Below are 19,457 nucleotides of genomic sequence, written 5' to 3'. Positions count from 1 at the left end.
TTGTTTTTATGAAAGAGGTGGGACGAACATGGGTAAGGTTTCAAAGAGAACGGTCTTTGCGGGTGTTGCCGGAACTATTGGTGTAGTAGCAACCACGCAAATTCCAGGCGTTCAAGCGGCAGTTGAAAAGTTGGCAGAAGGTCAGGTAAGCGATCCAGCAACTGAAGCAACTAGTCAGACTAAAAATACCTTCGCCAAAGTTAGCAGTGCAGACGACAAAACAAACGTCCGAACTGCGACACAAGTTGCACAATCGCAAGAAAAAAAGGCAACAAGCAAACAAAATGGGATGGTTGTCGAGAAGGATCAAACGGATAACGCTGTTGTGACAGTTGATAAGAGCGCAAGTTCGCAATCAACCAGTAGCGAGGCGGCAACGGCAACGCCATCTGAAGCACCTGTGACACCAGCGGAAAGTGCGGCGATTGCCAGCACAACACCACAGGTTAAGCCGGCTAATACTGTGCAAGTGACCATTCAAGATGGCGATACGCTAACAGCAATTGCCACACAATTTGGTGTAACGGTCAACGATATTGTTGCAGCGAACCAAACTGACTTGAGTCTGCTACAAATAGGGACGGTCATTTATGTCCCAGATGCAAATGACTCGACAAATGTAGCGACCGGGGAAAGCAATAGCAATAATTCATTAACGGATGCTGAAAAGAGCGACGTGGTTAGTGTTGCCCAGACGATGGCAAATGAACAAGTCACTGGTATCTCGGCGGCGACCTTCGTGAGTCAAGTCTTTGCACAAGCTGGAATTACACTACCTGCCTCAACGATTGCGCTTGAAGGGAGCAGTACGATTAGTACAGATACCAGCAGTGCACAAGCAGGTGATTTACTATTCTGGGGCACCCAAGGAGCTAGTTACAACGTAGCGATTTCACTGGGTGGTAATTTGTACATCGGCGTTTCACTTGAAACCGGACAAGTCCAGTTCGCCTCTTTTGATGCTACAAACGGGCCTAGTTTTATCGGCAGTGTGAATTAAAAATAAAAATACCGAAGCAGTTAACTGCTTCGGTATTTTTTAACTAACTTAATTTTGTGCATCTAGTTCCGCAAGGCGGGTATCAATAACATTAAGGACTGCTTGACGATTGGTTTCATCTTCTAAGTCATATTTTTGTAGATCAATCTTTAGTTTTGGTGAAGCGTCATATTCTTCAAACCATTGCTTGTAAGCTGACCACATCTTGAAATAATATGCACGTAGCTCATCATTATCATCAAATTGTTCGTAGTCGCGGCCACGCTTCTTGATACGATAAAGGATTGTTTCGAAATCTGCGTCCGCAAAGACCATCAAATCGGGTCGGCCTTTTTGCATAGACTTAATCTCATCCATCATGTTATTAAGCAGGGTCATATAAACATCAAGCTCAGCATCTGAAATATTACCTGAACTATGGTTTTCTTTGGTAAACAAAGCATCTTCGTAAATTGAGCGATCTAAGACGTTGTTGTCATCAGCAAGAGCTTTTTTGATCATCGCAAATCGCTTATTCAAGAAATAGATTTGTAGTAGAAAGCCGTATTGTTTAGGATCGGCATAATAGAGTGGCAAAACTGGGTTTTCACCGACTGGCTCAAAGAAAGCCTCAGTTCCTAAATGAGTAGAAATTAGTTCTGTAAGAGTTGTTTTACCAACACCGATCATACCTGCTGTGATAATCACCATGGTAGTCCTTCTTCCGCTGAAATTTTATCTTCGCTTGCCAAAATCTGGCAAGAATCAAAGCTCTGTCATTTATAATAACGGAGAAAAAAGGAGATTACAATTCTTGACATTTGATGAGAAATAGCATGTTAAAGACCGAGCTTTTTTTAAAAAGATAATATAAATATGAAAGGTATTTTTTATGCCCATGGTAATTGTTGAAATGCCATATTTTGGTACAATATAATAAGAATGTTAAGCGAGGATGAATTAATGGCCTATAAAATACTAGTTTCCGATTTAGATGAAACATTGTTGAATGACGACGGAACGGTTAATGAAAAAAATGTTAACGCAATTAAGGTAGCTAGCGCACAAGGCTTTAAGTTTGTGCCTAATACTGGTCGGTCATACCTATCAGTACAACCCTTACTGAAAGAGTTGGGACTGTATAACAAGGCTGACCAGTTTGTGATTTCATATAATGGTGCGGCAATTATTGAAAATGAAAATAATCAAGTTTTCTTAAGTCGGGCGATGGACTTTAAATTGGCGAACCAAATCTTTAAAGCGGGATTAGTTGATGAAACTGTAGATGCCCATATCTATACAATTGATCAGTTGTATATCTATAACCTATCAGCCAGTGACGAGAAATATATGGCAGAGCGGGCGGTCCCTTTTGAAGTGATTGATAATGCTGAGATTGATTTTCTTATGAACAAGCCGATCATGAAAGTGATTTTTGAGTCGCCAAATTCGGCAACCCGCGAAAAGATTAAATTAGCAGTTATCGAAGCGGTTGGAGAGACAGCCGTCGAAGCAACCTTTTCATCACAGCGCTATGTCGAATTTAATCAAGCTGGTGTTGATAAGGGTGCGGCGGCGTTACTGTTGGGAGAAAAACTAGGCATCAAGGCTGAAGAAATCATTGCTGTAGGTGACAACAATAACGATATTGCAATGATTAGGGCGGCTGGTTTAGGCATTTCAGTTGCAAATGGTATTGAGACAGTTCAGGAAGCAGCGGATGTAGTCACTAAGCGGACCAATAATGAAGGCGCAATTGCAGAAATTATTGAACGCTATGTTTTAGAAGGGAACTAAGCAAATGCGGGCGCATGCTCAACAAATTATTTTTGCGGTGGTATTATTCGGATTATTTATTGGACTAATGGTGTTAAGTTCAACTTTTGCTTGGAATAAGACGCTCACCTTTTTTGGAATTGTGATGCTATTTATCATGACTTCTGTTATCATGACTAAACTTACACTAAATGAGAAGAAACGGAAGCGAGATCGTGAAAAAAAGTAGTATTAAGATGATGTTGATTGGGGTAATTTGGGTTATTGTGGGGATGTTTTTCGACGTAATCATTCAATTGCTCGGTGTATTAACATCAAAGTTTCTTGGATCAATCAGTGGCGTTGGACGGAATACATTTGGTCCAATCTCGGCAAGTGTGCTAATGATGGTGGTGCTAACTGCATGCGCCTTTTGGGTAATTGCTAAATGGGGTATCCGACCTTATTCACCAAACTTTGGCTTTCATCGTGTTCAGGGTGAAAAGATCATCTGGATCCTTTGGGGCTACTTAATGGTTCTAGGAGTTGGTGCAGTTTTAGGGATTATCCAAACCTTATTGAAAGGGAGTGTTGAGGTTGCTCAAAACCAGCAGTCCTTGGAAGAGATGGCGAAGCAGGGACCTGGCGCATTAGCGTTCGTTCTTGCGTTATCAGTATTAGTCGCACCTTTTTTAGAGGAAATCATTTTTCGCGGTGTAGTGCTGAATTATTTCTTTAAAGGTAGTAATTGGTGGATCAATGTGATTCTATCGGGTGTGCTATTTGGTTACTTCCATTTAGCGGGTTATGGTGGTTTTGACATTTTTGCATTCTTACAATATTCAAGCATGGGAATTGTACTGGCGGTTGTTTATAAGAAAACAAAGCAAATTCAGTATTCGATCGGGCTACACATGCTAAATAACAGTATTGCGGCGATTATGTTAATTGCAATGGCCTTGAATGTTAAATAGGTAAACTGGGATGAATATTCATCCCAGTTTTTTTAGTGCCAGTTATGCGCAAAACATGAAGAGAGTATAGATAAAAAAAGAATCTGCCTGCTTTTTGTAAGGAAAAAGCCTATAATATACAATAGGACATGTAGGAGGTACTACTATGACACGTTACATTCATACTACTTTTGGTACACGAGAAGTTTTAAATGAAATTCGTAGCAAGCACTTGGATCGCCCAATTCATTTAAGCATTGACGATAGTGATCACTTGCGCGGAATGTTGATTGAGTTAACTGATGATTCGAAATCAGCTTTTGCTATGCCAACATCTTACAAGGTATTATCATCTGCTGGTGCTGATGAAGAATTGCGTGGGTGGTTGATGTTTAGCTTTATTACGTTGAACGATCAAGAACGTGATAACTTCATCAGACGTTATGAAGCATTTTTGAGCCAAGGAAACTTACATGGCGGTCTGTCATCGTTTTTGCTACAACGGACCAATAATGATCATCAGTTAGTATTACTGTCAACTTGGAATACAAAGGGGCAGTGGGAAGCTTGGTCACAAGAAGACGATTTCCCAATGAAGCGTTATGAAGGAGCCAATGCAAGTTATAATTTGCGTCGAGCAAGTTATAGTTTTGCAGCTTTCACGAAAGCTTAATTCAGTAAGTCAGATTTTACTAGGCAACGGTTCCATTTTTTGATAGAATAGGACTGTTGTTAAAGCCGCCGTGGCGGAACTGGCAGACGCGCACCGTTCAGGTCGGTGTGGGATTATTCCCGTGCAGGTTCGATTCCTGTCGGCGGCATTCTAGGGCATTTTCAATAAATTGAGCAAACGCTGATATATAGGCACAAACGCCTACATGTCGGCGTTTTACTTATTCAAATTGAAATGAATGGTGAATCAATTTGGCTGAAGTTCGCCTATGTTGAGTGTAAGATTTAAACGGAAAAAAAAGCAAGATAGTTCATTTTTTATTTATTTCATATCAAAATACCCCTAAGCAGATCAATTTCCGTTTAGAGGTGTTTTTTGATTTAAGAATGACTTGGAACAATACATATAATTAGCAATGTCCCTCGGTGCTTTCGTTGTACCACACCTCATTAACTTCGTCATATAGACGGAGGTAGTCATTCTTGATAACAAAATTGATTACCTCGTCCCTGCTTAGTCCTGTTAGTTTAACAGCGGCATGAACATTGATAATTTTCATCCTCAATATATCTGATGCTAGGCGATAGTACGTCTCTTCTTTAGTAGTAGTTGGCATGTGAATCCCCTTTCGGAATTGTTAAACATTTCACAAATAAATTGTACATGCAATTTAGCACTTAATCAAGTATGAATATTGAAGTGTTGCTAGGCTAATTTATTATTAGCTGGTCTTTTTTTGCTTGATTAAGCATCAGTTAAGTTATAGAATATTGTTTGAACGTTCGTTCTAATAATTTTGGGAGTGGTTTTATTATGAAAAAGTGGTTTGGAGTAGCCGGAACAGCGATTGTATTGGCTCAAGTTCTTATCTCTCCGTTAACTGGTGCAAAAGTAAGTGCCGCCGACTTAACGGGGACGAAGCAATTTGAACCTGTGACTTGGAGTAATGGCACATGGTCTGATGGTATTTCTACGGGCGGAAGCTATCTTAATATCGACAACAATGGTATTATAACTGGATTCGCGAAGGATCAGGATGGAAACGAATGGAATGGACAAAAATTCAAGAATATAACGGATAATTCATTAGCATATTGCCTAAACTTCAGTGAAATGACCCCAGATGGTGAATCTAATCCGGTCGATGACTTAACAAACACCCAAAAGAAAGAGTTAAGCAATTTATTGAAGCTTGGCTATACTGAGATTGGAACAACTGTGTATAAGGGGCAGGGGGTCACTACATTAAGCAACATTGATGCCTTTACTGCTACCCAATGGATGGTTCATAAAATTATTCCTACAGAGGATATGAGCAAGTTTACGATCACGAACCCTCAATTGGCCGCTGCAACAGAGAATTTAAGCAAATGGGTCGATGAAGATCTAAGCATTACTTTGACAAAAACATCAACGGATGATTCTCATTCGCAAATGTTTAAGTTGGCTGCTCCACACGATTTAACAGGAAAAGCTAAATTGACTCTCGACAAGGACGTATCAGGGGCAACGGTAACGGTTGACGGAAAGACAACAAATATTTCTTCAACAGAAGGTCCTGAAGTTGATGTTCCATCAACAATCACCTTAAATATTCCAAGTGGGACTGCTACAAATTCAGCAACACTTATTGCTACTGGTGGAACAACAGAGTTCACATTTATGAAGTATGATCGTCCGAGTGCTGGTCAACAACAGGCCCTCGTTATTGGAGATAAGACTGTTGGAAAAGATGAAGTAGCTAAAGCGCCATTTAACTGGAGTACAGAAGTTCCAGCGGTACCAGAGATTCATACAACAGCAGTGGATAATTCTGATGGCGATAAAGATATTGAACATTCAAATAATGTATCAATTAAAGATAGTGTTTCTTATACTAATCTAACTCCAGGGGAATCATATCAAGTTACCGGTACCTTGATGGACAAAACTACGGGTAAGGAGCTAATAGTAAATGGAAAAACAATTACTACTAGTAAAGACTTTATTCCCACCTCTGTAAACGGGACGGTTGATGTAATCTTCAATTTTGATGCATCTAATCTGGCAGGAAAAGATTTAGTTGTATTTGAAAAGTTGGCGATTAACGGTAGTGTAGTTGCAGTTCATGAAGACATGAATGATGTTGGGCAAACCGTCTCAGTTAAGCCAAATCAACCAACAATGCCATCGATTCGCACAACAGCTACCGATAAAATGGACGGGGATAAGTCCATTGACGCAACCAACAATGTTACGATTGTTGATAAAGTTGAATATACAAATCTGACCCCGGGTCAGCGTTATACAGTTAGTGGTAAATTGATGGATAAGAGTACAAATACTCCATTGGTTATAAACGGGCAAGAGATAACTGGAACTGCAACATTCTTGGCTACTGCGGTAGATGGATCGGTAAATGTTGAGTTCAACTTTGATGCCTCAAATCTCGGTGGGAAAGATTTAGTTGTATTCGAAAATTTAGAAACTGATGGATCTGTTATTGCTACACACGCAGATATTAACGATTCAGGTCAAACGGTTAATGTAAAAGCAGTTTCAGAATTACCAAATACCGGCATGGTAGCTACGGCATGGTTAAGTATTCTAGGATTAGTTGTCATTATCGGATTATCAGTATTTGCATTTAAAAAAGAGACTAAATAATTAAAAATGACACTTAAATTGGTATTCACCATTTAGGTGTTTTTTCATAAGCATAAATTACGAAAAAATCTTGTACGAACCATGGAAGACATAGAAGAGGGGGAAGCTAGATATTTGTAATATCGAAGCTACAAACTCTCAATCATCGAAATTTCGTCACCAAGATATTAAAGAATTAAAAAAAAAGATTGCAGGACAAAAAGTTGAAGGACAATAAAAAAAGACCCGAATCGGGGTCAGTCCTAAATAGTTACTATAAATCGTTTCTGAGTCCCATTTATAATTAAGTAGGAATATTCTTGTCGATTCCTGTCGGTGGCATCCAAAGTATCCTTGCAAACCTTTATTTTAAAGGAGTGTAAGGATGCTTTTTTAGTTAGTAGAGTCGTAATCTCAAACATTAATTTTGTGTCTTTTTTTCTGTATGAGTATGATAAAATCAATTAATTGAAAACGCTTGCAACTTGGACTCGGAACTGTTGTAATATAGGTAACGATGATTGAATATGATAATCACAGATATTGATATAGGGGGAGCATATGAAAGATTGGTTTGGGGATCGTGAAAATTGGATGACAAGCCTACTTTTAATCGTAATTGTGGTCGGATTAATTGTAATGGGCTTGTTTTTCGGCTGGTTTTAATTAACTCTCAAAAAGAGGCGCAACTTTGAACATTGGTTCATGGTTGCGCCTCTTTTTATGTATATTAATTGATTTCGTTCAAATTAGTTGTAGCATAGTCAACGGCTAACTTGAAAATAAAGATTAAGAATAGTTGTAAGAGTGCAAAGCAAAATACGAAGATGAGCAAGTCTCTTTCGTTGGCCGAAAGAATTACTTGAAGTGTACGACTGGGATTGAGCAATAAGTCACTAGAGTTCAAACGCATAAACCGGCCAATATAGATGGCGAAGGCTGAGATAAAACTAAGTACCGTGTAACTAAGGGTTTTTAAAAGAACATTCTTAACCAGGACGTTTACGATGATCTCCATGCTAATCAAACCAATGATTACAGCAAGGATGATGCTACCAGTTAAGATCGAATAATTATAGTACTGAAAGGGTGTGGCCAAGCCGGTACCAATTGATGATAAATGACTAAAGTCTGTCAGCATATACGTTGTATTAGGGTAAAAAATTAGCCAGATTAAGGCCAAGGGGATTTGCAAATACTTATGGGGAAGTCGCCGAGCCATAAGACTGAGGTTGAATGGGATCAAAGCTAAGCCAAGATTAGTAATTAGAAATTGGTAGCGCGAACCAGAGTAGTAGATAAAAATAATTAGTATTAGTGTAGTCAAGTTGATTAAAAGTGCGGCATGTTTTTTAAGGATTGGCTGCATGGTGTTCCCCCTTAACTTAATGTAAATATTATTTAGTATAGCTGATATTAGTTAGCTGGGAAAGTTGAATGTTCTTTTCTAAGAATAAACTTAATGTTGCAGGCTTTTTGAAAAAGAAATTTGACAAAAAAAGCAACAAGCCACTATCATTTTAAATTATGCTCACCCGCCTGACCAGACAAAGAAGAATAATTGTAGTGATATAGTTTGAAGTGGCTTGCTGCAATATTGGGGAAATCAAGAAAACTGTTTCCTGAATATAGATAACATTATTTATCAAATTGGATGCGGAAGCAAGCCTTTCATCGCAAATATATGGTTTAGCTTACAATATCGTGATAACAGAGGTGAAGCGATGTGTTATCATGAAGCGAAGCAGTAGTAAGGAAGATGATTATGACGAAGATCACGAAACAAAATCATAAGTATCCATTAGGACAAGAACCAAATTTTATCGTACCAAAAACTTATCAACCCTATCGTTATGTTCTTGGTCATTATGGTGAGAAGATGTTGGTTGTCCTCGGTATGAATCCGTCCAAGGCGCAAGCTGGGGTCAGTGATGCGACCGTTAATACGATCATCCGGCGTTCGATGATGTTAGATGATTATGATGGTTGGGCAACAATTAGTATTTACCCCGAACGAGCAACGAATGCTAGCGACCTTGATCCACTTAACGAGCGGTTGATTGAGGGGAATATTAAGGCAATTAGAACCTTCGTTCGTGAGTATCATGTTACTGAAGTTTGGGGTGCGTGGGGCGTACCAAAGCAACAGCAATTACTGCGGGGGCGAGATGCGGTTTTGGATTTGTTTCGTGAAGAACACGTGAGCGTCTATGGCTATGCTAAATTAAAGAGTGGAAATCCACATCATCCATTGTATTTATCATTTAAAGATGCGCAACGATTTGAGTATGATCTGTCTTATTCAAACGCGGAGTTATTTGAGTAGGTTATCTAAGAAGGAGGGGTAATGCAATATTTAGTTTTAGTGGGGGCGGTTGTTTCCTTTTCGTTCGGTTCATTTTATATATATTCGACCCTAAAAGGGCGGGTTCAGCCAAATAAGGTCACTTGGCTATTGTGGGCAATTGCACCTTTGATTGCTACATTGGCAGCAATTTCAAACGGAGTCACCTGGTCAGTTATTCCAGTATTTATGTCGGGATTCATGCCCTTATTAATTTTTATCGCATCATTTTTAAACAAAGATGCCTATTGGGATATTAGTCGCTTTGATTTGATTGTAGGAGCGGTTTCGATCCTTGCATTGGTGATTTGGCAGTTGACAAAGAATCCAGTTTTGGCAATCTGGTTCTCAATTCTTGCAGACGGTTTAGCGGCCGTCCCAACGGCATATAAGGCTTGGAAGTTTCCGGAGACGGAAACCCCAATTTTCTTTATGGGTGGGATCTTTTCTGCTAGCACAACTTTTTTCGCAGTAACAGATTGGAACTTTATTTCAATCGCCTTTCCGATTTATTTGATTAGCCTGGATATTACAATGATTTTAATCATTAATCGTAAACGCTTAATGACGCTTTTAGGAGCTTAATTTAGCCAAGAGAAAGGGATCTGACAATTTTAAATTGTTAGATCCCTTTTTTAAATTAAAAAACTAAAGCTGGCAAGGAGAAGCAAGAGCAGACCAATAATTAGTGGTATAGACAGGCGCCATGTCCCATAAGCGATACGACTCGTAATTTGCGTTTTAATACCAAGTGAAATGAATGTAACAGCGATAAACAGAATTAGGACAGCCATTGTCAATACCTCCGTATGTTTATTATTTAATTCTATTCGAAGAATCTGAATATTTAATAGTCGAACTTTAACCAATCTATGTTTGAAGTTGGTAGGAAATACGTTGATTAAAATGCTGATTATTCGCAAGTTTGAATTAAAATAGTGCCAAAAATGACAAAGGTTCTTCATAACTTGCCATGATAATAAAAGTATTATAAATCGCAAATGAAAACCAATGGAAGGAGTATTCGGATGGTCACTATTTTCACATCGCCAAGTTGTACTTCATGTAGAAAGGCCTTGGCCTGGCTAAAAGCCAACCAAATCCCAATGATTGAACGTAATATTTTTAAGGAGCCGCTTACTCGTGATGAGTTAAAGATGATTTTGCGGTTGACCGAGGATGGGACCGAAGAAATAATTTCGACACGTTCAAATCAATTCCAAAAGTTGAATATAAATTTAGATGAATTAAAGCTAAGTGAGCTAATTGATCTATTAATGAAGGAGCCGACATTATTGAAGCGACCACTGATGGTTGACGATCGACGTTTACAAGTTGGTTACAATGAGGACGAAATTCGCTGTTTCTTACCACGGACAGTTCGTCAGGAAGCACTAAACGATTTCATCAATTTAGCTGATATGCATGCCTAAGGGATATAAACACGCCAACTTACTAAAAATTTGTTATACTTACTAATAAGTATTTACTGAATTAAGCTGAAAGGGGTGTGCCCATCATGGAAATGGAACGTATTAATGAAGACACGATTCGGGTGGTTGTTACAAATGAAGACTTGGCCGAGCGTAGTATGTCAGTGATCGACCTTCTGGGCAACCAAGAGGAGATCGAACATTTCTTTTACAGTATTTTAGAAGAAGTGGATGTAGATCACGACTTTGAGAATAATGAGGCTGTGACCTTTCAAGTCCTTCCTAACCGTAATGGCTTAGAGGTTTTCATATCGAAGAATTTGAACGATCGAGATATGGTTAATGGTGTAATGGACTCGATGCTTGGACAGCGTGATGCTTCCGACGCTAGTGACGAAGTGTCAGATGCCTTATTGGAGCAATTGCTTGATCGTGACGGTCAAGAAGCACCCCATCCAGACGTCAAGCAAACAATGGCCGTGGAAGAGAATGAAGCAGTCGATGAATTGTTGGATGATGTTAAGAATAAGACAGTTGCCCAAACAACAGCACATATTATGATGAAGTTCGAGGATTTTGAACATCTAATTGGTTTTGCTAAGACAACAATGAGTATCCCCGCACGTACAACTTTGTATGAGCTGGATGCGCGATATTATCTCGAATTTTTGTTTAGTACGGCAACCCGTCAAACGGATATCCAGGATATTATGGCAGTAGCACGAGAATATGGTGAGGTCACTCCGATTTCGCCAGAGGTATTAACAGAGCACGGTAAAGTGATCTTTGCTGAACATGCGTTGGCTTCAGTTAATCAATATTTTAAATAAAGAGAACTCGGACGTTAAACTACGTTCGAGTTTTTTTATACATATCTGAAACAACATGGGTCCTATTTAGTTAAAGTGGTTTTAAAGTTAAACGCATGATATAAATGAGGGAATCTTATTGAAGTGGGCAAAGCGTGAGGATTGTCATAAATTTTCTGAATCAGCTGAGCACTTAGCGGGCAAATCAGAATTGGCAGATTATTTTAGAACACATGATTTCGATGTGCGATTTGAACAATGGTTAGCAGAAATTAAGCAACGTCCAGATTTATTGATCACGAAAGGAGCGTTAAAGATTGCTATTGAATATCAATGTTCAGATATATCCCAGTTGGTAATTAGGCAGCGGACATCTGGTTACAAGCGTTTGGGTTTACGGGTGTGTTGGGTTCCTGGGCGTCGTTTACGAGCAAAAGAACGAAGTTATTGTATTTGGAATAAGTTTAGTCAGCGATATCGAGAAACGTTAGGTCTTTTTGAATTACGGGGCGGGCGGTTGATTTTCAGAACTTGGGAGTGGTGTGACGTTTTTCAGTTCGACAGCTTACGAAAAGAGGCTGATCTCCTGCAACGGGAGGTTAGCCGAGGACACCGACAATGGCGAGCAATCATATCGGAGCTATACCAACAGAGAAGAGTATTGAGTGGCATACCATGGGAGTGTCACGTACCTAGGCTGACTTCGAAAAATCTACGGAGTCCATCATGGTTAATGAATTTAGATATTCTATTGCAGTTAGAGAAAAGCTCAATGACGATAACGGAGATTACTAGTGAATTAAGATTAAATAATTGGGATGACTACGCCCTATTATCAAGGGAAGTCAATCAGCAGTGTTATGTCAGTCATGTGTTAAAGGTTTGGTTGCTATATGGGATTGTCGAGTGTAGTGGTGGTATTTATTATTTAAAGAGTAGCCCAAGGTGGTTCCCAGATACCCTTAGTAAAATTCAGGCGCTTACCGGTTGGTTGGATCGCTTTCACTAGGAAATTAGCTTATAATACTATACAAAGAAATAGTGAAAGTGGTGGAGATAGCATGGCAAAGAATTTACCAACTAGAGCAGATCTAACAGAAAGTATGACTTGGGATTTGACAACAATTTTCGCAGATGATTCTGCCTGGGAGACGGCCTTTGATGATTTAGATGACCGGCTGGCAGGCGCTGAGTTGATTGCTAATAATGCAGCAACATCTGGTAATGGTTTGTTGATGGCACTTAAATATGGTTTGGGTCTGATGCGCGACTTGGAAAAGCTATATGTATATGCATCAATGAAAAGTGATCAAGATACTAATAATAATTTTTATCAAGGGTTAGATGCAAAGGCCGGGGCATTGGCGGCAAAGGTCTCTGCTGCGATTGCGTTTTTTGATCCATTAGTGTTATCACTGTCAGAGAAGACATTGGAGGACTTTTTTGAAGATACCCCAGAGCTGAAAGACTATCAACACTATTTTGATGCAATTTTGACTCAACGGGGGCATTTACTTTCAGCAGATGAGGAACGATTGTTGGCATCCGCGGGCGACATTTTTGGTGCGTCACAAAGAACTTTCGGTATTTTGGATAACGCCGATATTAAGTTTGGAACTGTGACTGATGATAACGGTGATGTAGTTCAATTATCTAATGGTGTGTACAGCCGCCTACTTGAATCAACGAATGGAGTAGTTCGAGAGACAACCTTTAAAACATTCTACGAATCATACATCGAATTGGAAAACACCTTTGCTTCATTAATGGTTGGAAATGTTAAGGCACAAAACTTTACTGCACAAGTTCATAATTTCGATTCTGCACGCGAGGCCGCTCTGGCACGGAATCACGTGCCGGAGGTTGTATATGATAATTTGGTAAATGAGGTTAATAAGGCGTTACCTTTGTTGCATCGTTATATTGCTTTGCGCAAGCAATTGCTTGGTGTAGAAGAATTGCACTCTTACGATTTGTATACGCCAATTTTAGGCGAACCGGATTATCAAATTGATTTTGAAGGTGCTAAGGCTGAAGCATTGAAGGCATTGGCTCCTTTAGGAGAAGATTATCTCGCAGTCGTTCAGGAAGCATTTGATCATCGTTGGATAGATGTAGTTGAAAATCAAGGGAAGCGATCTGGCGCTTATTCAGGTGGCTCTTATGATACAAATCCGTTTATTCTATTGAATTGGATTGATAACCTCAATAATTTAGGCACGTTGGTTCACGAGATGGGTCATTCTGTACATTCATATTTCACACGCCATAATCAGCCTTATCATTACGGGGATTATCCGATCTTCTTGGCTGAAATCGCATCAACTACAAATGAAAACCTACTCACAAATTACTTATTGGGTACTGTCGAAGATAAGAAGATCCGAGCGTATATCTTAAATCAATTCTTGGATGAAGTTAAGGGAACTGTCTTCAGACAAACCCAATTTGCAGAATTTGAACAGTGGATGCATATCCAGGATGCTGCGGGGATACCTTTAACAGCAGAAGTTCTTAATGAAGCATACGCAGAACTTAATCAACGTTACTATGGACCGGAACTAACTTTTGATGAAGAAATTGCGCACGAATGGGAACGGATTCCACACTTCTATTACGACTTCTATGTTTATCAGTATAGTACTGGCTTCGCGGCCGCGGTTGCGATGAGTGATAAGATCCTAAATGGTCAGGCCAAAGACGTTGATGATTACAAGGCATACTTAAAGGCTGGTTCATCAGCTTACCCAATTGATGTTATGAAGGCGGCAGGGCTTGATATGACAAAACCAGACTATTTGCAGGCGACATTTAAACTATTTGAACAGCGTTTAGATCAGTTTGAAGCGCTAGTTGCTGAATTGGCGAATTAAATTTAGAGTTAGAATAGAAAACGCTTTTATTGAAACCATTGATGAAAGCGGTTAAAATTAAATCATTAGATGATATGGAGGGTGATATGACAGCTGGAGGAATTGCATTGATTATTCTTGCGAGTGCTGTAATGCTATTTGTGATATTCTTGGGAATCTTTATGATGCGCTTAACGCAAAGCTTAGGAGTTGTTACTCGTGATGTGGACATTATTGCACGCGAGGCAAATGATATTATGGCAAACGCAAACACTTTACTAAATGATGTTAATGGCAAGGTCGCAACGATTGATCCAGCCTTTCAAGCAATCGCTGATGTTGGAACATCTGTGTCGGATTTGAATGATGCCGTTCAAAACGTGACGACGAAACTTCGCTCAAAATCATCGCATCGTGGTACGACAGGCGCGGCGGCTGTGTTCGCGGCGGTCAATGGGATGCGTAAAGCAAAAAAGAAAACAGACAAAGCAAGTAAAGAAAGCAGGTAAGGATTATGGGTAAGGGATTATTTACCGGATTGGCATTAGGTGCCGCCACTGCTACAGCTGGTTATCTAGCTTATAAGGCTTTAACACCAGAACAACAAAATGAATTAAAGAATAAAGTTGATAATGTCGTAAATGACACCCGCGACTGGGCCGAACCGCATGTGCAAATGGCTGGTGAAAAAGTCAGCGATTTATTAGATAAAGCAGATGAATTCATTGAAGGGCAGGGTTATGGTGATACTCGTGACCAAGCTTTAGAGAAGTTGGATGCACTGATGGCGACAATTCAGGCAAAGAAGGATAAAATCAAGCAAGGTTATGATGGTTTGAAAGATCAGGCCCGTGAAAAGATGGCACCAGATTTGGCTGAAGCAGACATTAACATTGTTATGGATAGTAACGATGAACAATCGTTGTCAGATGCTTTAGATGACATTTATGGTAATGATGATGAGCTAATCAATATTACAGAACCAGTTGAGGCTGCCTCACAAGTAACTGAAAAGTAAATAAAAAGACCTCTTAAAATAATTTTTAAGAGGTCTTTTATATTAATCAATAATACGTAAGTCTTTTGAAAGATGTGTAAACGAGTCTGCACCAGTGTCTGTTAACACAATTGAGTCTTCGATACGAATTCCTAAGTCGCCTGGAATATAAATTCCAGGTTCGATTGAGAATGCCATACCAGATTCAAGGATTAAATCGTTACCGCCGGCAATTTGGATACTCTCATGAACAGATGAACCAATTCCATGACCGAGACGGTGCACAAAGTATTCACCGTAACCGGCTTTTGTGATCACATCGCGGGCAATTGAATCAAGCTCGCCAGCAGTCATTCCAGGTTTAACCGCATCTTGAGCAGCTAGCTGGGCTTCAAGCACAATATTGTAAATATCGCGTTGATGATCTGAAACTTGTTTAAAGGCAACTGTACGAGTTGCATCAGAAACATAACCTTCGAAGAGTGTTCCTAAATCAAAGAGCGCTAGATCACCCGCATGTAAAGTGCTATCACCAGTTGCACCATGAGGCTCGGCAGCATGCTTACCAAATTGAACCAATGATTCAAAGCTCATGCCGACAACGCCTTGCTTCTTAAGCTCATATTCAAGTTTGGCGGCGACGGCTAATTCAGTAGTATTCTCTGCCAAGGCAGCAAAGCCAAATTCGAATGCTTGATCAACATCGCGACCAGCTTGATGCATTTTGGCAATTTCATCAGGTGTTTTGATGAGACGGAGTTGAGTCATCAATGGAGTTAGATCAGCAACGAACTCGGCATTTGAAACTGTTCGTTTGACTTCATTAGCGCGAGCAAGTGTTAGTTGTCCTTGCTCAACTGCCCAATTCTTTAAGGAATTTGTACTGCTTTGAAGATGCTGAGCAATCAAGCCATAAGCATCCTCGCCATCACGATAACCGAAAACGGGGTGTGACCAGCCAGATTGTTTGACTGCTTCGACTTCAAGTGCTGGGGCAAAGATGAATGGTTCGGCATTCGGGAAGACAAACAAAGCTAAGGTACGTTCAATTGGATCAGATTCAAAGCCAGTCAAGTACGCGATTGAGTGGTAGTCTGAGAAGTAACCCACATCAAGTTGATGTTCATTCAACCAGTCAGAAATTTGTGCGATTTGTGTCGTCATAAAAGTAACCTCCATTGAAAATAGTTATATGATAAGAGAAGTCCATTTGGCCGACTTCATGTTAATAGATAATTGTACGCTAGTTTAGAAAAAAACGCTCACATAGTTTGAAATTTGTGATATGATAGTCTAGTTTTTGAAAATTAATGAAAACATGCGGTTAAAGAATTGTAAGCGGTTGCAGTTGTTTCTGAAAGCGCTTATAATACTATTATGATTTAGATATTTGATTTATAAGAAAAATATCAAAAAAAGGGGAATAATAATGGACAAACAAACAGTAACGATTTACGATGTTGCCCGTGAAGCAAAGGTTTCGATGGCAACGGTTTCGCGAGTTGTAAATGGGAACGCTAATGTAAAACAAGAAACAAAAGAAAAGGTAGAAGAGGTAATTAAGCGTCTGGGGTACCGTCCCAACGCGGTCGCTCGTGGACTAGCATCACGTCGGACAACGACAATTGGGGTTGTAATTCCTGACGTTACAGATGACTATTTTGCGGAATTGGCACGTGGAATTGATGATGTTGCGCAAATGTACCACTATCATATTATCTTGGCAAACTCTGATGAGGCGGGGACTAAAGAGGCCCAAGTAATTGATAACTTACTTAGTAAGCAAGTCGACGGAGTCATTTTCATGGGTAACATGATTAGTGATGCAGTTCGTGAAGAAATGGTTCGTGCAGATGTACCATTTGTCTTAGCTGGGACAGTTGATCGGACAGGTGTACAGCCATCAGTAAATATCGATTATGTTTCCGCAATTGATGAGGCGACAGCTCGTCTAATCAAAGCCGGTCATAAGAATATTAGCTTTATTTCTGGGCCACTGACGGATGAAATCAATAGTGAGTATAAGTTGATGGGTTATAAGAATGCATTGACTGTTGCTGGTTATGATTATGACCCAGCCTTGGTGCTCTCAACTGGTTATGATTACCAAAGTGGATACAAGCTTGCAGATCAAGTTCGCAATACTTCTGCAACGGCGGCAATTGTTGTTAGCGATGAAATGGCGGCTGGGGTGTTGAATGGATTGACTGATGCCGGAGTTCGTGTGCCAGAAGAGTTTGAAATTATTACAAATAATGACTCAAAACTTGCAACAATCACACGACCACAACTTTCTTCAATCACACAACCAATGTATGATCTTGGAGCGGTTGCAATGCGAATGTTGACCAAGATGATGGAACGTGAAGAGCTAGCTGTTAAGAGTGTGATTTTGCCACACGGTTACGTGGAACGTGATTCAACAAAAGGGTAACTTAAGGATCAATTTCAGACGGGAAAACTTTTTTGAAAAAAAGCTTGCCTAAATAAAAAATAGCTGGTATATTAATATCTGTTGTTAAGAGCAAAGACAACGTGTTAAGCTCTTGGCCCATTCGTCTAGTGGTTAGGACACAGGATTTTCATTCCTGCAACAAGAGTTCGATTCTCTTATGGGCTATACAGATATTTAAAGGATTCAGGATTGAGATTATCTCGATTTTGAATCCTTTTTCTTTGCTTTTATACGACAAAGGTATTGAAGCAAACGCAATTTTTCGCTATACTAACTTAGTACCATTTGGAGCTATGGCAGAGTGGTAATGCAGCGGACTCGAAATCCGCCGAGCCGATGTTGAGTCGGTGCACGGGTTCAAATCCCGTTGGCTCCTTATATATTAGTGTAAAAGGTCTTTAAGTTTCTGCTTAAAGGCCTTTTTCATTTAATCAAGCAATGTACTTCAATCAGCAAGCAGGGATGTAAATTGATATGAATGTAAGGATTTGGGTACACTAGTACTTAAATATAGAATCGAAGCAACTATCAATATTAAAATCTTGAAATTGCTTCCTTATGCAATTTATTAGTTCAATCAGCAAAATATCGGTCTTTTTTACAAGAGTTCAAATACTTGCTAAAGAAAAGTAAGGGTTGTATTATCATAAAGTTGAATGAAATACGGGGGACTATAAATGATTTCAAAGAATGTAAAAATTGGTGTTGCTGGTCTTGTAACAGTTGTGGCAGCTTTCGTGGGCGGAAGCACAATGGCAGATAATAACTGGATCGGTTCAGGGGCGCTGTCGAATGTCCGTTCATCAATTGACGTACTTGTTGGGAAAAATAAAGACTTATCAAATAAATATAATCAGGCAAACCAAGAATTGAGCAGCTCGAAGAGTAGTGTCACCAGCTTGAACGCTCAAATCACAAGTTTGCAAAGTCAGTTGACGGCTAAGCAAAATGAGCTCAACACGGCGGTGAGCCAAGCTAATACTACTAGGCAGGCCGAGATTCAAAGCAAGATTGCTGAAATAAACCAAAAGATTACTGAGGGTAACCAAAAGGTTGCAGAGAAGCAGGCGGAAGTTGATGCTAAGCAAAAAGAAATTGATAGCTTAACAACGCAACTAGCAGCGGCTAATTCAAATAATGAAGAGTTACAAAAGGCATTGAAGGACGCACAAAATACTGAGAAGTATGCCAGCGACGCAGCTAATTCAGCTAGTAATTAAACTTGAAGTTTGAAAGTAACTGAAAAATCAAAAGACCGTTTGAAATAATTTTCAAACGGTCTTTTGTGTGTATTAAAAAGGGTAAAACAGAAGCCACCCAAGCAAAGAAATTAGCGCCATATGCTCTTAGAGAAGGCGATTAGTTTCTCGATTGTGAGAAAGGTGTTTATTATATTTGAAACTGAGAAAATAAAATTTGATTTAATTATCAATAAAAAGTATTTTCCAAACCTGATGTCCGTAAGCTACTGGCATTTTGGGTGTAGTATATTTTCTTCAAAATAAAAATTTTTCATAGAATTAGCTGATAAATACCAGCCATTATACTGGTAATCTAAAATAATATCGTTGAATATAGTGAC

19 protein-coding genes and 3 tRNA genes are annotated in these 19,457 nt (G+C 39.5%); 19 read left to right on the top strand and 3 right to left on the bottom strand.

What is annotated here, in order from left to right; translation table 11 throughout:
• Positions 1-28: 28 nt before the first annotated feature.
• The gene (locus ESZ50_RS03175; RefSeq protein ID WP_148622149.1) at positions 29-1,000 is read left to right on the top strand and encodes a LysM peptidoglycan-binding domain-containing protein; all 972 of its coding nucleotides are present in this window, start codon (positions 29-31) and stop codon (positions 998-1,000) included.
• A 48-nt stretch (positions 1,001-1,048) separates the two neighbouring features.
• Here the strand turns inward: ESZ50_RS03175 and ESZ50_RS03170 are convergent, their stop codons facing one another.
• A complete protein-coding gene (locus ESZ50_RS03170) occupies positions 1,049-1,690 on the bottom strand; it encodes a deoxynucleoside kinase (RefSeq protein ID WP_148622148.1) in 642 nt (213 codons plus the stop codon).
• 252 nt (positions 1,691-1,942) lie between these two features.
• On the opposite strand from ESZ50_RS03170, the gene ESZ50_RS03165 reads away from it, so the two are divergent.
• The 6 genes from ESZ50_RS03165 (at position 1,943) to ESZ50_RS03145 (ending at position 7,006) form a co-directional block, all read left to right on the top strand.
• Positions 1,943-2,776, top strand: coding sequence for a Cof-type HAD-IIB family hydrolase (locus ESZ50_RS03165; RefSeq protein WP_148622147.1), 834 nt, complete (start codon positions 1,943-1,945; stop codon positions 2,774-2,776).
• Positions 2,777-2,780: 4 nt separating this feature from the next.
• On the top strand, positions 2,781-2,984 hold the full coding sequence (locus ESZ50_RS11630) for a hypothetical protein (protein ID WP_187387537.1): 204 nt from the start codon (positions 2,781-2,783) through the stop codon (positions 2,982-2,984).
• Entirely contained in the window at positions 2,971-3,708 is a 738-nt protein-coding gene (locus ESZ50_RS03160; RefSeq protein ID WP_246111504.1) for a CPBP family intramembrane glutamic endopeptidase, read from the top strand. The genes ESZ50_RS11630 and ESZ50_RS03160 overlap by 14 nt, the downstream gene beginning before the upstream one ends.
• A 145-nt stretch (positions 3,709-3,853) precedes the next feature.
• On the top strand, positions 3,854-4,360 hold the full coding sequence (locus ESZ50_RS03155) for an antibiotic biosynthesis monooxygenase (protein WP_148622146.1): 507 nt from the start codon (positions 3,854-3,856) through the stop codon (positions 4,358-4,360).
• A 64-nt stretch (positions 4,361-4,424) separates the two neighbouring features.
• Positions 4,425-4,508 (top strand) — tRNA-Leu (locus ESZ50_RS03150).
• 665 nt (positions 4,509-5,173) lie between these two features.
• Positions 5,174-7,006 carry a VaFE repeat-containing surface-anchored protein gene (locus ESZ50_RS03145; protein WP_148622145.1) on the top strand — a complete coding sequence of 611 codons (1,833 nt, stop codon included), beginning with the start codon at positions 5,174-5,176 and terminating at the stop codon, positions 7,004-7,006.
• Between the two features lie 709 nt (positions 7,007-7,715).
• Here ESZ50_RS03145 and ESZ50_RS03140 read toward each other — a convergent pair.
• Complete coding sequence (locus ESZ50_RS03140; RefSeq protein ID WP_148622144.1) at positions 7,716-8,354, bottom strand: DUF1361 domain-containing protein; 639 nt, start codon at positions 8,352-8,354, stop codon at positions 7,716-7,718.
• Between the two features lie 396 nt (positions 8,355-8,750).
• On the opposite strand from ESZ50_RS03140, the gene ESZ50_RS03135 reads away from it, so the two are divergent.
• The 8 genes from ESZ50_RS03135 (at position 8,751) to ESZ50_RS03100 (ending at position 15,441) form a co-directional block, all read left to right on the top strand.
• Positions 8,751-9,311: a DUF1643 domain-containing protein gene (locus ESZ50_RS03135; protein ID WP_187387536.1), complete on the top strand. Its 561-nt coding sequence runs from the start codon at positions 8,751-8,753 to the stop codon at positions 9,309-9,311.
• A gap of 21 nt (positions 9,312-9,332) precedes the next feature.
• Positions 9,333-9,914 carry a hypothetical protein gene (locus tag ESZ50_RS03130; protein WP_148622142.1) on the top strand — a complete coding sequence of 194 codons (582 nt, stop codon included), beginning with the start codon at positions 9,333-9,335 and terminating at the stop codon, positions 9,912-9,914.
• Between the two features lie 443 nt (positions 9,915-10,357).
• Entirely contained in the window at positions 10,358-10,762 is a 405-nt protein-coding gene (gene spxA, locus ESZ50_RS03125; protein WP_148622141.1) for a transcriptional regulator SpxA, read from the top strand.
• Between the two features lie 86 nt (positions 10,763-10,848).
• Positions 10,849-11,592 carry an adaptor protein MecA gene (locus ESZ50_RS03120; RefSeq protein WP_148622140.1) on the top strand — a complete coding sequence of 248 codons (744 nt, stop codon included), beginning with the start codon at positions 10,849-10,851 and terminating at the stop codon, positions 11,590-11,592.
• A 118-nt stretch (positions 11,593-11,710) separates the two neighbouring features.
• Complete coding sequence (locus ESZ50_RS03115) at positions 11,711-12,580, top strand: competence protein CoiA family protein (RefSeq protein WP_187387535.1); 870 nt, start codon at positions 11,711-11,713, stop codon at positions 12,578-12,580.
• Positions 12,581-12,632: 52 nt separating this feature from the next.
• Positions 12,633-14,444, top strand: coding sequence for an oligoendopeptidase F (gene pepF, locus ESZ50_RS03110; protein WP_148622138.1), 1,812 nt, complete (start codon positions 12,633-12,635; stop codon positions 14,442-14,444).
• Positions 14,445-14,530: 86 nt separating this feature from the next.
• The gene (locus ESZ50_RS03105) at positions 14,531-14,932 is read left to right on the top strand and encodes a DUF948 domain-containing protein (protein WP_148622137.1); all 402 of its coding nucleotides are present in this window, start codon (positions 14,531-14,533) and stop codon (positions 14,930-14,932) included.
• Positions 14,933-14,937: 5 nt separating this feature from the next.
• Complete coding sequence (locus ESZ50_RS03100) at positions 14,938-15,441, top strand: hypothetical protein (RefSeq protein WP_148622136.1); 504 nt, start codon at positions 14,938-14,940, stop codon at positions 15,439-15,441.
• Between the two features lie 42 nt (positions 15,442-15,483).
• Here ESZ50_RS03100 and ESZ50_RS03095 read toward each other — a convergent pair whose 3' ends face one another.
• Complete coding sequence (locus ESZ50_RS03095) at positions 15,484-16,584, bottom strand: M24 family metallopeptidase (RefSeq protein WP_148622135.1); 1,101 nt, start codon at positions 16,582-16,584, stop codon at positions 15,484-15,486.
• 265 nt (positions 16,585-16,849) lie between these two features.
• Here ESZ50_RS03095 and ccpA point away from each other — a divergent pair, with 265 nt between their 5' ends.
• From ccpA to ESZ50_RS03075, 4 genes are all read left to right on the top strand, one after another.
• Positions 16,850-17,854 (top strand): catabolite control protein A, encoded by a 1,005-nt coding sequence (gene ccpA / locus ESZ50_RS03090; protein ID WP_148622134.1) that lies wholly within the window; start codon positions 16,850-16,852, stop codon positions 17,852-17,854.
• Between the two features lie 114 nt (positions 17,855-17,968).
• A tRNA-Glu gene (locus ESZ50_RS03085) sits at positions 17,969-18,040 on the top strand.
• 122 nt (positions 18,041-18,162) lie between these two features.
• A tRNA-Ser gene (locus ESZ50_RS03080) sits at positions 18,163-18,251 on the top strand.
• A 301-nt stretch (positions 18,252-18,552) separates the two neighbouring features.
• The gene (locus tag ESZ50_RS03075) at positions 18,553-19,095 is read left to right on the top strand and encodes a hypothetical protein (RefSeq protein WP_148622133.1); all 543 of its coding nucleotides are present in this window, start codon (positions 18,553-18,555) and stop codon (positions 19,093-19,095) included.
• Positions 19,096-19,457 lie beyond the last annotated feature (362 nt).

It is taken from the genome of Weissella muntiaci, assembly GCF_008107635.1.
GTDB lineage: Bacteria > Bacillota > Bacilli > Lactobacillales > Lactobacillaceae > Weissella > Weissella muntiaci.
This window is presented reverse-complemented; position numbering and strand designations above follow the sequence as displayed.

What these genes read in the sequence shown, in the direction of transcription:
- ESZ50_RS03175 (WP_148622149.1), top strand. Translation starts at nt 29, where the DNA reads ATGGGTAAGGTTTCAAAGAGAACGGTCTTTGCGGGTGTTGCCGGAACT.
- ESZ50_RS03155 (WP_148622146.1), top strand. Translation starts at nt 3,854, where the DNA reads ATGACACGTTACATTCATACTACTTTTGGTACACGAGAAGTTTTAAAT.
- ESZ50_RS03170 (WP_148622148.1), bottom strand. Translation starts at nt 1,690, where the DNA reads ATGGTGATTATCACAGCAGGTATGATCGGTGTTGGTAAAACAACTCTT.
- ESZ50_RS03130 (WP_148622142.1), top strand. Translation starts at nt 9,333, where the DNA reads ATGCAATATTTAGTTTTAGTGGGGGCGGTTGTTTCCTTTTCGTTCGGT.
- ccpA (WP_148622134.1), top strand. Translation starts at nt 16,850, where the DNA reads ATGGACAAACAAACAGTAACGATTTACGATGTTGCCCGTGAAGCAAAG.
- pepF (WP_148622138.1), top strand. Translation starts at nt 12,633, where the DNA reads ATGGCAAAGAATTTACCAACTAGAGCAGATCTAACAGAAAGTATGACT.
- ESZ50_RS03100 (WP_148622136.1), top strand. Translation starts at nt 14,938, where the DNA reads ATGGGTAAGGGATTATTTACCGGATTGGCATTAGGTGCCGCCACTGCT.
- ESZ50_RS11630 (WP_187387537.1), top strand. Translation starts at nt 2,781, where the DNA reads ATGCGGGCGCATGCTCAACAAATTATTTTTGCGGTGGTATTATTCGGA.
- ESZ50_RS03140 (WP_148622144.1), bottom strand. Translation starts at nt 8,354, where the DNA reads ATGCAGCCAATCCTTAAAAAACATGCCGCACTTTTAATCAACTTGACT.
- ESZ50_RS03105 (WP_148622137.1), top strand. Translation starts at nt 14,531, where the DNA reads ATGACAGCTGGAGGAATTGCATTGATTATTCTTGCGAGTGCTGTAATG.
- ESZ50_RS03145 (WP_148622145.1), top strand. Translation starts at nt 5,174, where the DNA reads ATGAAAAAGTGGTTTGGAGTAGCCGGAACAGCGATTGTATTGGCTCAA.
- ESZ50_RS03120 (WP_148622140.1), top strand. Translation starts at nt 10,849, where the DNA reads ATGGAAATGGAACGTATTAATGAAGACACGATTCGGGTGGTTGTTACA.
- spxA (WP_148622141.1), top strand. Translation starts at nt 10,358, where the DNA reads ATGGTCACTATTTTCACATCGCCAAGTTGTACTTCATGTAGAAAGGCC.
- ESZ50_RS03095 (WP_148622135.1), bottom strand. Translation starts at nt 16,584, where the DNA reads ATGACGACACAAATCGCACAAATTTCTGACTGGTTGAATGAACATCAA.
- ESZ50_RS03165 (WP_148622147.1), top strand. Translation starts at nt 1,943, where the DNA reads ATGGCCTATAAAATACTAGTTTCCGATTTAGATGAAACATTGTTGAAT.
- ESZ50_RS03135 (WP_187387536.1), top strand. Translation starts at nt 8,751, where the DNA reads ATGACGAAGATCACGAAACAAAATCATAAGTATCCATTAGGACAAGAA.
- ESZ50_RS03075 (WP_148622133.1), top strand. Translation starts at nt 18,553, where the DNA reads ATGATTTCAAAGAATGTAAAAATTGGTGTTGCTGGTCTTGTAACAGTT.